Source organism: Clostridium sp. CM041, from assembly GCF_055081035.1.
The window spans coordinates 1881728-1895280 of record NZ_CM143648.1 but is presented as its reverse complement, the minus strand read 5'-3'; the positions used below and the strand labels follow the sequence as shown (position 1 = coordinate 1895280).

Below are 13553 nucleotides of genomic sequence, written 5' to 3'. Positions count from 1 at the left end.
CCTTATTAATGCTTTGCTATGTTTTTTGAATATAACACGATATCAATTGAGTAGAAGTTATAAATTTATAGAGAAAATACTTATCTTTGGGTATAATCTAAATAAAAACTATAATAGGTAGTGGCTAAAAGGAGAGATTTAATTGAATATACTAATTGCTGATGATGAGAAACAAATGGTAAAAATCCTTTCAGCTTATTTTCAAAAGGAAGGGTTTAATGCAATTACAGCAAAGGATGGAGAGGAAGCCTTAGATTTGTTTCATTTACATAAAATTGATTTAGCAATTTTGGATTGGATGATGCCAAAGGTTAGTGGAGTTGAGGCTTGTAAATATATTAAGGAAAATAGTAATACGAAGGTATTAATTTTAACTGCAAGAACACAAAATGAGGATGAAATTGAAGCATTAGATTGCGGAGCCGATGAATATATAAAAAAGCCTTTTGATCCTAGAATACTTTTAATAAGGGCGAAAAAGCTTATAAATTTTGATGATGAGATAAGTATTAATAATATAAAAATAAACACAGATGAGAAAAGGGTATATAATAATGGAGAAATATTAAAATTAACAAAAATAGAATATGATCTTTTGATTTCTTTTGTTAGAAATAGGGGGATTATTTTATCTAGAGATAAGCTAATAGATTTAGTTTGGGGAATGGATTATGATGGGGATCATAGAACGGTGGATACTCATATAAGAAGACTTCGAGCGAAAATAGGTGAGGATAGTATAAAAACCTATAGAAAAATTGGTTATAGTATGGAGGCGGATGAGAATCAAAATAAGTAAAAAGTTCACATTGTCTATAGCGTCAGTCACGATTTTTGTAACTATAATTTCTATGGTGATAAATGTATTTTTTATTGAAAGATTTTATATGTTTAAAAAGACAAGGGCATTAGACCAGATTTCTGAGCAAATAAACAGAAAAAAAACAGATTATATTTTTAAAAATATAGATGAAATGGAAAAGAAAAATGATGTCACTATAGTTTATTCGGAGGCAAGTAGCGATATTAATAATATTAATGAGGATTTAATAACTAAATTTAGTTCGAATAAAATAAAGCTAAATAAATTTTGGCTTACGGAAGATACTCTAAGTAAGTTAAATAGTAAAAGTGTAAACAAGATATATGACCAAGGAGTAACAAAATATAAGGTACTAACAAAGTTTATAAAGGTTGATAAATATATATTTGCTATAGCGATGCCACTACCATATATGGGAGAAACTATAGATATTATAAATAAATTTAATATATATTTAAATATATTTTCTTTGATTTTAATTATAATTTTAGTTGGCTTTTTTTCTAAAAAAATAATAAAACCATTAGAAATTATAAAAGAATTATCAAAGGATATTGCTAATTTAAACTTCAGAAAAGAGGAAATTAAAACAAATGATGAAATAGAAGAGCTTGCTATAAGTATAAATAGTATGAGTGGAAGCTTAGAGCGGGCACATAAAGAAATCAATTTTCAAAATGAAAAGTTAAAGACTTTAATTTCAGATATGGCTCATGAGGTTAAAACTCCATTAGCTTTAATAAAGGCGTATGGACAGGGAATTGAGGATGGTTTAGATGATGGGACATATATGGGAATAATTAATGAGCAAATAGACCATATGGATAGTTTAGTAGAAAATCTTTTGTTTTTGTCAAAGCTTGAAAAAAAAGAATTAAAAAAATCTAACTTTAGTTTAAAGAAACAGTTTAGTAGTGTTTTAAAAAAATATAAACTACTTATAGATGAGGCTAACATAAATTTTATATCAAATATAAATAAAGACGAGGAATATATTATTTATGGAGATGAGGAAGGCATTGATATTGTATTAAATAATTTAATTACAAATGCTATAAAGTATACTAATAATAATGAGGTAGAAGTAGAAATAGTCAAAGAAGATAATAAAACAATGTTTTCTATAAAAAATGGATTAGAAGAAAGTAGTAAAGAAGCTTTAGAAAATATATGGACACCATTTTATGTGCTTGAAAAATCAAGAAGTAAGGAACTTTCTGGTACGGGATTAGGGTTATCTATAGTGAAAAAAATATTAGAAAAACATAATCTTGACTTTGGATTTAATGTAAAACAGAATAAGATTGAATTTTACATAATATTTTAAATAAAGTTTTTTGTAACATTGGCGTAACACTTCTATAGTATTTTTAGTATAGTCGGAAAACAATAATTAACAATTTCCATATTTAAGTATTAAAAGTGCTTATTTGAATGAAAAGTTATATTTGAATTAATTACGGGCATGACAAAAAGACTTTTTTATACACTATTAAAAAAAGCCGTAGGCTGGTTATTGAATTGAAATTTATTTTAAATTACGCAGCTATATTTTTAAGAGTTGGGAAAATATCAGCAAGGGCTATTAATTTTTCTGATGCCCAAGCATCTATGAAACAGCAAAATGCACCAAGAAATACCCTTGTTATTCTATACCCAACAGAATAAATAATTGCATCTTCAGCATGAAAATTATTATTTATTCTATCCCAACACCTTTCAGTAGTTGAACGTCTTTTATAAAGAGATTTCCATTGTTTTGAACCTCTTAATATTGGAGTAAAATACCTTGGGTTATCTAATGTTTTAGTGTAATAAGATTTATTGCTTTTCATAGGACATTTTTCACAGTTTTCACATTGAACTGGGAATAACCATTTATGTCTATATTGTTTAGTAATAATTCCCCAATTACGAAGCTGATGTCCACAAACAGTTCCGTGTGGAATAGCATTCTTATCAAGTTTAACAAATTCACTATTTGATGATGGTTTTGAAGAACGTGAATTTAAATCAATAATAGGATTTATTCCATAATGCATGCATAAAAGATAAAAAGCATTAGCATCATAAGCAGAATCTAAGGCTACAGAATGAAATTTAATTTCAGGATATAAATCTACAAGTTCTTTAAGTGCATAAACTCCAGTAACAGCATCATGGCGTGCCGCGCTAACAAATTTAATATGGATAGGTAGGCTGTAAAAGCTATCACAGGCAGTAAATCCATGATAGGTATGACCATAGTAATAATGTTCATTAAAGCTATCCCAACCCCAGCTAGCACTGGGGTCGGTAAACTTTCGATAACAGTCACAATGTTCTCCTGGTTTAAGTTTGCAATCACAAACTTTTTTACCGTAAGGCGAAGCCTGTGTTGGCATACAGGTTCCGTCGCCAGCAATATTTAGTTTAGAAGGATCGCCCAAAATACCCATTGATAAAGAAGGAATAACAAATAATTCTTTAAGTATGTTGTTCATTTTGGATTCGCTTCTGTCAAGGAGCTTTAAATTATCAAATTTTAAGATTCTTTTAACTAAACGGTCAACTACACCAGATTTGGAGTTATTCATCTTTTGGTTTTTCTTTTGCTTTTTACGTGGTTTACGTTTAATTTTACGCAGTTTGGATTTATTAAGGATCTTATCCTTATGAATCAGCCTATCCATAAAATCATAAAAAGTACCTACACCAGGAAGTCGGTCAACATGTATGCCTTCGGCTTTAGAGTCTGAATAGCAAGCGGGTATAAAACCAGATAAAATTGAATAGAAAGGGTCTGAACGTAATGTTTTTACCCAAGAGGATATACTAGTTTCTTTACAATAAGCCATGATAATAAGTGACCTGAGTAATGCTGCCGCATCTTTTGGCGGAGCTCCTTGATTAGATTTAGAATAAGTACTTTCTATTAGAGGGACAATTCCGGTTAGGTCGGTAGACCATATTTTAGTTATTTGTGAACTACGCTCAAACAAAGTGATTTGTTGATTGGTTTGAATATAGAATTTTTCTAAAAATGTTTCAAGAAAATATTGATATTGGGAATGAGAAACCTTAACAGTTAACATAAAAACACTCCTCGCAAATGAAATAATGTAAAAAATATACATATTTAATTTTGCGAATTTTTACTAGCTGTCAAGTCTTATTTCACAATGTTTAAGTAAAAAAAATAAAAAATAATACGAATAGCTTAAATTTTCTAGGTTATTCGTACAATATGAGGCACCACGAATTTTTGAGGTGAAGTTGATTTTTGAGCAAAATGAATCAAGAGTTAGCAGTGCCTTAAGAGTTTCCGAGAGTGCACTATTTTACTTATGAGGTGATTTAGTTGAAAAAAAGAATATCATTAGTTTTAGTAGCTATAACTGTAACAACATTATTTTCAGGTTGTAATAATAAAGCTATTTCAAGTAATAATAAAGTTAATCCAATTAATAACAAAATGAATGCTAAGGTTGAAAATTTAGATTTTAAGTTTAAAGTAGAACCTGTTACCTTTAAGGTAACGGTAGAATCTAATGGAATCACGGAAACAGTATCTGAGCCTTTAGAAAAAACGGAGGTATCAAACTTAAAGGATAATGGAAATAAAATATCTTGGAGTTATAAAAAGAAAAATATTGATGTAGAAATTCAAAAGAAAGATAAGTATTTAGATGTATCTATAAAATCTAGTAATAAGGATGGTGAAAATGAATTTTCATGGCCGAAAGTAACAGGAGAAGGATATATGCTTCCATTAAATGAGGGTAAGTATATTCCAAAGGATGATAAAGTCTGGAAAGACTATTTAAATGGTAATGAAATGAAAACTTTAGAGTCTTTTTCTATGCAGTTTTTTGCATCAAGCAAAAAGAATTATTCGTTATTATATATAATTAAAAATCCTTATAATAATGAAGTTAAATTTGATACTAAAGAAAATATTAAATTTACTTTTAATCATGAATATCCTTCAATAAATATAAACAAAGATTATGGATTTAGAATTTATTTAACTAAGAATAATCCAGTAGATGTGGCTAAAACTTATAAAAATTTTATTGTGAAGCAAGGTAACTTTAAATCTCTAGAGGATAAGGCTAAGGATAATAAAAATATTCAAAAACTTTATGGAGCGCCACATGTTTATTTTTGGGATAGGTCGGCAATATCTGAGGAAAATATTAAATGGGATAAGATAAAAGGAAGCATTCCAAAAGATCTAAAACTTTGGATGCAGGAGTTATTAAAAACAAAGGTTGAGGATGGTGGAGAGCTCGCTACTGCTTTAAATGATTTAGATTCTTCAGATTATGTTGATAAATATACAAAAAATAGAATTATAAAAGGTTTTAATTCTGTAATAGAGTTAAAGGAGTTTTATAATCCTAAGGTGTTTTCGAATTTAGATAAAAAAAGTAAAGAGTTAATAGATAAGGGAATAAATAAATTAAACCCAGTAGAATTAATAGATTTAAATAAAGGTTTATTAAAATCATCTTTGGGAGATGTAGCAGATCCTATTGAAAAATGGGCAGATGCTAATACTGTTAATGTACTTTACGATATGAAAAAGTCCGGTATTGATAAAATGTGGGTTGGATTAGACGACTTTCAAGAAGGCTTTTTAAAGCCAGAATTAGTTGAAAAAGCAAATGAATTGGGATATTTAATAGGTACTTATGATTCTTATCATTCAATTCATAAGCCAGGACAAGAAAAGTGGTCAACAGCGAAATTTTCTGATACATCACTTTATGAAAATGCTACTGTAACCAATAAAGAGGGCAAAAAGATAGAGGGGTTCCAAGGGTCTGGGAGAAAGTTAAATCCAACACTTGCTATGCCAAGTGTAAAAGATAGAGTTTCATCTATTTTAAAGACTAGTTTAAAGTATAATTCGTGGTTTTTAGATACAGATGCAACAGGAGAAGTGGTGGATGATTATTCTAAAGGGCACCCTACAACAGAAGCAGGAGATATAAAGGCAAGAATAGAAAGAATGGAATATCTTCAAAAACAGTTTAATATGGTAGTTGGAAGTGAAGGAGGAAATGATTTTGCAAGCAAATCTATAGCGTTTGCTCATGGCATAGAAACGCCATCTTTTTCATGGATGGATAAGGATATGAGTAAAAATAAGGATAGTAAATATTATGTGGGAAGATATTATTCAAGCAATGGAGGAGCACCAGAGTTATTTTCAAAGCAGATACCTATAAAGGATAAGTATAAGAGGTTATTTATGGATACCGCATATACAATTCCACTATACAAGTTAGTTTATAATAATTCAGTTATTACTTCTCATTGGTGGGGCTGGGGTACATTAAAAATAAAAGATGAAGTAGAAAATAGAATGCTATATGAGGTTTTATATAATGTACCACCACTTTATCATATTGATAAAAATGAATGGAATAAGAATAAAGCCGTTATTGTAAAACATACAAAGGTATGGTCTGATTTTAGTAAAAAGGCAATTACTAAGGAAATGACAGATTTTAAGATTTTATCAAAGGATAGATTAGTCCAAATGACTAAATATGGAGAGTGCTTAAAGGTAATAGCTAACTTTTCAAATAAGGAAGTTAATGTTGAAGGCGAAAAAATTGCCGCAAAATCTCTTATTATATTTGATGGAGACAATAAAATTAAATATACCCCCTAAAGGACTAAGCTGTTTTTTTGGCTAAACGATAAAGATATGTAACGTTATAATGAAATAGTTTGGTACACGAATAACTTTCGTGTATCTTTTTTTTGTATGTGGTTAAAAATAAATATTTATGAAATTTAAAATTTCTATTGCTTTTTATTTTATATATGTTATTGTATTATTATAACGTAATATTAAGATATAATAATATATAAATATAAATTTTCTAGGGAGGCTTAAACTATGTTTAATTCAAAGGTTAAAAATGTCAGTGCAGAAGAGGCATATAAGCTTATAAGTGGTGATAAAGAACTTATTATTTTAGATGTTAGAACTATAGAGGAATATGATAATGGTCACATTCAAGGAGCAAAACTTGTTCCAGTTCAGATTCTTCCTATGAAACTTGCTGAATTTGATAAGTATAAAGATAAGCCGGTACTAGTTTATTGTGCATCTGGTGGAAGAAGCCCAAGAGCTGTGGATATTTTGGAAAACAATGATTTTGAAAATATTTACCATCTAGGTCGTGGAATATCTTCTTGGAGATACGGTCTAACTAGATGACGCTCGGTTAATATCCACATGATGTTAAGTATAAAATCAAAGATGAAATAATAATAAAGTTAGTAAACCAATTAAAAGAATAAGAGGGGGATATTTGTGATGAAAAAAATATTAATTGTAGGTGGCGTAGCTGGTGGAGCTTCAGCCGCCGCAAGGTTACGACGACTAGATGAAAATGCAGAAATAATTATGTTTGAGAGAGATGAATACATTTCTTTTGCAAATTGTGGGCTACCTTATTATATTGGTGAGGTAATAAAAGAAAGAGATAAGCTTTTAGTACAAACACCTGAGAGTATGAAAGCTAGATTTAACATAGATGTAAGAAATAACAGTGAGGTAACTTCCATTAACACCAGCAAAAAGGTTGTAACAGTTAATAGTAAGGCTAAAGGCACTTATGAAGAAAGTTATGATTATTTAGTGTTATCACCAGGAGCAAAAGCAATTAAACCTAATATAGAAGGTATAAACAATAAAAGAATATTTACTTTAAGAAATATACCAGACACTGATGACATTAAAACATATGTGGATAAAAAAGGTATTAATAGTGCGGTAGTTATTGGTGGAGGATATGTTGGTGTGGAAATGGCTGAAAACTTAATAGAAAGAGGTCTTAAGGTTACTCTAGTAGAAGCAGCACCTCATATAATGGCTCCTTTTGACACGGATATTGTTGTAACTGTCGAAAAAGAAATTTCAGATAATGGTGTTGAAATAATTTTGAATGATGGAGTTAAAGCCTTTAAAGATACTGAAGATGGTGTTGAAATAACTTTAGATAGTGGTGCAAAATTAAGCGCTGATATGATTATATTGGCAATAGGCGTATTTCCTGATACTGGATTTGCGAAAGAAGCTGGTATTAAAGTAGGCGCTAAGGGTCATATATTAGTAAATAATAAAATGGAAACTAGTGCAGAGGGAGTATTTGCAGTAGGTGATGCTATTGAAGTTGTAGATTTTATAAACAAAACAAATACTGCAATACCACTAGCTGGTCCTGCAAATAAGCAAGGTAGAATAGCAGCCGATAATATAGCTGGTTTAAAAACTACATATAAGGGAACTCAGGGTACTTCAATTATAAAGGTATTTGGTTTAACAGCTGCAAGCACAGGTAATAATGAAAGAACTTTAACAAGACTTAATATCCCTTATAAAGTTATATTTGTACACCCTGCAAGTCATGCTTCCTATTATCCAGCAGCTCTTTCAATGTCATTAAAACTTATTTTTAATGATGAAGGTAAAATACTCGGAGCTCAAGGTGTAGGTTATGATGGAGTGGACAAGAGAATAGATGTACTTGCTACAGTTATTAGACTTGGTGGAACAGTGACTGATTTAACTGAATTAGAACTTTCATATGCACCACCTTTCTCATCTGCTAAGGATCCAGTAAATATGGCCGGTTTTGTCGCCGAAAATGTGTTAGCAGGAAGAGTGGATGTATTAACCACAGATCAGTTTATAGACTACGATAAAGAAAATGTTACGGTATTAGATGTTCGTACTGAAATGGAATTTAATAATGGACATATTGAAGGTGCTATAAATATTCCTGTAGATAGTTTAAGAGAAAGAATTGGTGAACTTGACACAAACAAAGAAATTATTGAGTATTGTCAGGTAGGATTAAGAGGATACGTAGCTGCAAGAATTTTAGCTCAAAAACAATTTAAGGTTAAGAACTTAACTGGGGGATATAAATCAGCTTCAAGTTTAGAGTTTAAACCAAATAAAGCTAAAATTAAGAATATACCAAAAAAGCAGAGTTTAGATCCAGATACTCAAGTTATAAAGGATGAAGTGGCTATAAGCGTTGATAATTATGATAAAACTCTCGATGCTTGTGGACTATGTTGTCCTGGACCGTTAATTCAAGTTAAAGCTAGCATTGACGATTTAAATGAAGATCAAATATTAAAAGTAACAGCAACTGACCCTGGATTTTATGAGGACATTAAATCTTGGTGTAATAAAACAAATAATGAATTAATAGATTTAAGAAAAGAAAAAGGTATGGTTTACGCATTTATAAAAAAAAACAATAATGATCTTACAAAAGTAAATAAATCATTTTCCTCAGATACAGTGGATAAAAATAATAAAACAATGGTAGTTTTTAGTGGTGATTTAGACAAAGCTATTGCGGCATTTATTATCGCAAATGGAGCAGTTGCAATGGGGAGTAAAGTTACCATTTTATTTACCTTCTGGGGTCTTAACATCATACGGAAACCTGAAAAAGTATCTGTAAAAAAAGGTTTAATAGATTCAATGTTTGGAGTTATGATGCCAAGAGGAAGTAAGAAACTTAAACTTTCACAAATGAACATGATGGGAATTGGAGCTAAAATGATTCGATCAGTAATGAAGAATAAAAATATAAGTTCTCTTGAGGACTTAATAAAATCAGCGATTGATAGTGGAGTGGAAGTGGTAGCCTGCTCAATGTCCATGGATGTTATGGGAATTACAAAGGAAGAACTTATTGATGGAGTTAAAATTGGTGGAGTTGGTTATTACCTAGGCCAAACTGAAGATTCAAATGTAAATCTATTTATTTAATAATATATAAAAAAGTGTCTATCATATAAGATCCATTTTATTTTTATGCTAATACTTTTCAAGATTATACTAATTGTAATTTCAACCTATAAATATTCGTATTTTAATTGTATCTTCAACATGTTAAGAAAAAAAATATAAATTAAATATTGTTGTTTGACATTAATGGCAAAAGGATGTAAAATTTATTAGCATATGCCACCAATGAAGAACATTTAAGAACTTAAAAAAGTATATGAATTAAGGAGAATATTAATGGCAAGACCAGTTAAGGATAGAAGGGTGGAAAATTTACCGCAATATACATACTTTGTACCTGCAGGTAGAAGGAAATGTGAAATTGAAGAAATAATTATAAAGGTTGAAGAGTTTGAAGCCATGAGGCTTAAAGATGTTGAAGAACTAAATCAGGAAGAATGTGCAAAGAGAATGCTAGTTTCAAGACAAACTTTTCAAAATATAATTGATAGCGCACGAAAAAAGATTGCTATAGCTTTAATAGAGGGAAAGGCAATAAATATAAGTGGTGGAAACTATACGAGGAATATATGTCAATTCAAATGTGCATCCTGCGGTTATACCTATGAAATAAAATATGAAGAAGATAGAAAAATTTGTCCATCATGTGCTTCGCAGCAAGTTACTTGTAATAAAAGAAGTAGTTTTTGTCATGGACAATGTAATAAACAGACAACAGATGATAAATAGTTTTATAAGTTTTTACTTAAAATAAATCTTTGTTTATTGGCATTTGACAACAATAAATTATAGTATTATAATATAAATGGCATATGACAAATAAAAAGCGAGGTGATAATGCATGGCTGATTGTAAAAGTTGCCCATCAAATGGTGAGTGTGATAATAAAGATACATGTAGCATAGAAAATAATCCATTAAACAAAGTTAAAAACATTATCGGTGTCATGAGTGGTAAAGGCGGCGTGGGTAAATCAACAATATCTGCTCTTATTGCACATGAACTTAATAAAAAAGGTTATAAGGTCGGCCTTATGGATTCGGATATTACAGGCCCAAGTATACCAAGGTTGTTAGGTATTAAAGATGTTAAACCTGTAATGAGTGAAGCGGGTATTATACCAGTTAGAACAGTGGAGGGGATTGATGTTATTTCAATGAACTTTCTTGTGGAGAATGAAGAGGATCCAGTTATTTGGAGGGGACCCGCAATTTCTGGGGTTGTTAAGCAGTTTTGGACTGACGTTATATGGGGAGAGCTTGATTATTTAATTATAGATATGCCCCCTGGCACAGGAGATGTTGCTTTGACAGTAATGCAATCAATACCAATTACAGGTATAGTAATGATTTCAACTCCACAGGATTTAGTGTCTATGATTGTTGGAAAAGCAATCAATATGGCCCGTAAGCTTAATATAAATATATTAGGATTAATAGAGAATATGAGTTATATTATTTGTCCAGGATGCAGTGAGAAAATAAAGATCTTTGAATCAAATAACATAGATGAATTCTTAAATAAAAATGACCTAGATTTGCTTGGTGAAATTCCAATGTGTAGAGAAATTGTTAATATATCTAACAAGGGAGACTACAACCTAAACCCTGAATTAACAGAAATAGCTGAAAATATTATTAATAAAATGATTAAGAATATAAAAAAGTAAGAAAAAATGGGGGTAAGAGATATGAAAATAGCAATACCTAATAATGGTAGTATGGTAAATCAACATTTTGGAATGAGTGAAAGTTTTGTAATTGCGACAGTAGAGGACAAAAAGATAGTAAATATTGAAGAAATATCTGCAGTAGAGCTTGCACATCAACATCAAGGATTGGCAGACCTACTTACAAAGCACGGAGCAACAGTAGTTATTACTGGAGGAATTGGTGGGGGAGCAATTAGCGGTCTACAGCAGAATGGCCTTGAAGTGATAAAAGGAGCATCTGGAGAATATAAAAAGGTTATAGAGGAATATATTAATGGAACGTTAGAAGATAAAAATGTAGTATGTAATCATCATGGTGAACATCATCACCAATAAAGAAAAAGGAGCACAACTGTGCTCCTTTTTCTTTATTGTGCTAAAAAAAGGCAGAAGTCATTTTTATAAGTTTAATTAAATTCTGCTATTATATTATTAATATGAAATATTGGACTAAGTGTATATTAATCCAATTTTATTTATTTTGTAATATTACTATACATCATTTAAATTATTAATAAGATTATTTATTGAATTAATATTAGTTTGATATTCGGTTATTATAGTGTTTAATAGTTCAAAGGTGTTAGGAGCATCACTACCAGCAAGTAATTCATTAACAAATTTTATTCCCATGTATTCTCCTTGGACTGCTTCCTTAAGATAACTAATAGTATCAGTAGTGCCAATATGTTTTATGTTTGATATAGTTTCGGCTACGACACCTTGGATTCCTATACCATTTGATGGATTACCACCAAGATCCTGTATTTTAGTGGAAATTTGGGTTGTATGTTGCTTATGAATTTGTTGTATTTTTTGTAGTTCACTTTTGATATTAGCATCATTAGCATGCTCAATTAAGTCATCGAAACTATTAACAGTCATGTATTCGCCTTCTAGAATAGAATTCAAATTTTTAATGTTTTCACTATTCATATTATCAACTCCTTAACATTTATTTTACCCAAATAGATAATACTTATTAAAAAATAGAGATAAGAATATATTATATAAAAAGTTATATATAGTATTTTATTACGTTTACAGGCGAATAGTGTTACGTTTACATGGAAATAGTATTAAATCTAAGAACAAGTTAGATAATTATGTCTAATTGCTCTAAAATACGGAAAACGAAACTAAATGCTCGTAAAACAACGATTGAAGTGGATTGGTCCATAGAGTATAATAAATCTTGTAATGGATTAGTCCATTAATCCAATATGCTTTAGGAGGAATTTTTATTAACATCGAAATAAATAAAAAAAATGGAATACCACTTTATATTCAAGTTAAAAAACAAATCATGGATGAAATAAAAAAAGGAACTCTTAAGGTTGGAAGAAAAATGCCTACAGAAAGAGAATTGTCTGCGAGATTAAAAGTAAGTAGAAACACTGTAAGCACTGCATATAATGACTTAGAACAAGATGGTGCGTTAAAATCTTATCAAGGAAAGGGAACTTTCGTAGTTGAAGAATCTATATCTTGGGAAAGTCTGGATATTAAAAATAAGATAATGAAATTCATTGATTTAGGATTAGAGGAAGCTCTAGAAATTGGAATGAAACCAGAAGAATTTCTAGATTTAGTAAATCAAAGAGTAAATGAAAAAAAACAAATAATGGATAAAGTTATAGCAATATACATAGAGTGCAATATAGAGCAAGCTAAGATGTTTAGTAAACAACTTAGTAAAAATAGTAATATGGATGTAATGTTCTTAATGGTAAATGATTTACAAAAGATGGACAAGCTTACTAAAGATAAGATTGAAAGTGCTGAGTTTTTAATAACCACATTTAATCACATTAATGAAGTTACAAATTTAACTGATGGGCTTAATAAGGAGATTTTAGGAGTTGCTATAACTCCAAATTTAGAACCAATAGTTAAAATAGCTAGATACGGTGAGGATACAAAGTTTGGATTTGTATGTATCTCTGAAGAATTTATTTTTAAAATAAAGGGAGCTTTAGAAAAGGCAGGATTAGCTGATGCCAATATAAGATTCTCAAATACTACTGATGATAATGAACTTAAAGATATAATTCGAGAATCAGATGTGATGATAGTATCACCAGGCAGATATAAAGATGTTAAAAGTAAAAATCCCAACAATAAGGAAATAATTGAATTTCTATATAGTCTAGATGAGGGTTCAGTAAAAGCGCTTAAGTCAAAGATTATTGAAATAAAGTTCAAAAAATAATGTGTTAAAAAATTATTTAGGAGGCTTTTAA

11 protein-coding genes are annotated in these 13553 nt (G+C 29.9%); 9 read left to right on the top strand and 2 right to left on the bottom strand.

Annotation, left to right across the window (positions count from 1 at the left end):
- Positions 1-142 precede the first annotated feature (142 nt).
- Positions 143-799 carry a response regulator transcription factor gene (locus ACWJJT_RS08885; RefSeq protein ID WP_220286989.1) on the top strand — a complete coding sequence of 219 codons (657 nt, stop codon included), beginning with the start codon at positions 143-145 and terminating at the stop codon, positions 797-799.
- Positions 780-2150 carry a HAMP domain-containing sensor histidine kinase gene (locus ACWJJT_RS08880; protein WP_462954446.1) on the top strand — a complete coding sequence of 457 codons (1371 nt, stop codon included), beginning with the start codon at positions 780-782 and terminating at the stop codon, positions 2148-2150. Before ACWJJT_RS08885 ends, ACWJJT_RS08880 begins: the two co-directional genes overlap by 20 nt.
- A 211-nt stretch (positions 2151-2361) precedes the next feature.
- Here ACWJJT_RS08880 and ACWJJT_RS08875 read toward each other — a convergent pair whose 3' ends face one another.
- Positions 2362-3897 (bottom strand): transposase, encoded by a 1536-nt coding sequence (locus tag ACWJJT_RS08875; protein ID WP_462954445.1) that lies wholly within the window; start codon positions 3895-3897, stop codon positions 2362-2364.
- 266 nt (positions 3898-4163) lie between these two features.
- On the opposite strand from ACWJJT_RS08875, the gene ACWJJT_RS08870 reads away from it, so the two are divergent.
- The 6 genes from ACWJJT_RS08870 to ACWJJT_RS08845 all read left to right on the top strand — a co-directional run bounded on the left by ACWJJT_RS08870 (position 4164) and on the right by ACWJJT_RS08845 (position 11646).
- Positions 4164-6488, top strand: coding sequence for a glycoside hydrolase (locus ACWJJT_RS08870; protein ID WP_462954444.1), 2325 nt, complete (start codon positions 4164-4166; stop codon positions 6486-6488).
- A gap of 231 nt (positions 6489-6719) precedes the next feature.
- The gene (locus tag ACWJJT_RS08865) at positions 6720-7043 is read left to right on the top strand and encodes a rhodanese-like domain-containing protein (RefSeq protein WP_462954443.1); all 324 of its coding nucleotides are present in this window, start codon (positions 6720-6722) and stop codon (positions 7041-7043) included.
- A 96-nt stretch (positions 7044-7139) separates the two neighbouring features.
- On the top strand, positions 7140-9620 hold the full coding sequence (locus ACWJJT_RS08860) for a CoA-disulfide reductase (protein WP_462954442.1): 2481 nt from the start codon (positions 7140-7142) through the stop codon (positions 9618-9620).
- A 255-nt stretch (positions 9621-9875) separates the two neighbouring features.
- The gene (locus ACWJJT_RS08855; RefSeq protein WP_165414309.1) at positions 9876-10328 is read left to right on the top strand and encodes a DUF134 domain-containing protein; all 453 of its coding nucleotides are present in this window, start codon (positions 9876-9878) and stop codon (positions 10326-10328) included.
- Positions 10329-10440: 112 nt separating this feature from the next.
- Positions 10441-11268, top strand: a complete 828-nt coding sequence (locus ACWJJT_RS08850) for an Mrp/NBP35 family ATP-binding protein (protein WP_462954441.1) — start codon at positions 10441-10443, stop codon at positions 11266-11268.
- A 21-nt stretch (positions 11269-11289) separates the two neighbouring features.
- Positions 11290-11646: a NifB/NifX family molybdenum-iron cluster-binding protein gene (locus tag ACWJJT_RS08845; protein WP_462954440.1), complete on the top strand. Its 357-nt coding sequence runs from the start codon at positions 11290-11292 to the stop codon at positions 11644-11646.
- Between the two features lie 156 nt (positions 11647-11802).
- Here ACWJJT_RS08845 and ACWJJT_RS08840 read toward each other — a convergent pair whose 3' ends face one another.
- Entirely contained in the window at positions 11803-12246 is a 444-nt protein-coding gene (locus ACWJJT_RS08840) for a DUF2383 domain-containing protein (protein ID WP_462954439.1), read from the bottom strand.
- Positions 12247-12514: 268 nt separating this feature from the next.
- On the opposite strand from ACWJJT_RS08840, the gene ACWJJT_RS08835 reads away from it, so the two are divergent.
- The gene (locus ACWJJT_RS08835; RefSeq protein ID WP_462956763.1) at positions 12515-13522 is read left to right on the top strand and encodes a GntR family transcriptional regulator; all 1008 of its coding nucleotides are present in this window, start codon (positions 12515-12517) and stop codon (positions 13520-13522) included.
- Positions 13523-13553: the final 31 nt, after the last annotated feature.

Bases quoted from the DNA above. Each gene is read 5' to 3' on its own strand.
- ACWJJT_RS08880 (WP_462954446.1), top strand. From the start codon at position 780: ATGAGAATCAAAATAAGTAAAAAGTTCACATTGTCTATAGCGTCAGTC.
- ACWJJT_RS08875 (WP_462954445.1), bottom strand. From the start codon at position 3,897: ATGTTAACTGTTAAGGTTTCTCATTCCCAATATCAATATTTTCTTGAA.
- ACWJJT_RS08865 (WP_462954443.1), top strand. From the start codon at position 6,720: ATGTTTAATTCAAAGGTTAAAAATGTCAGTGCAGAAGAGGCATATAAG.
- ACWJJT_RS08855 (WP_165414309.1), top strand. From the start codon at position 9,876: ATGGCAAGACCAGTTAAGGATAGAAGGGTGGAAAATTTACCGCAATAT.
- ACWJJT_RS08850 (WP_462954441.1), top strand. From the start codon at position 10,441: ATGGCTGATTGTAAAAGTTGCCCATCAAATGGTGAGTGTGATAATAAA.
- ACWJJT_RS08845 (WP_462954440.1), top strand. From the start codon at position 11,290: ATGAAAATAGCAATACCTAATAATGGTAGTATGGTAAATCAACATTTT.
- ACWJJT_RS08840 (WP_462954439.1), bottom strand. From the start codon at position 12,246: ATGAATAGTGAAAACATTAAAAATTTGAATTCTATTCTAGAAGGCGAA.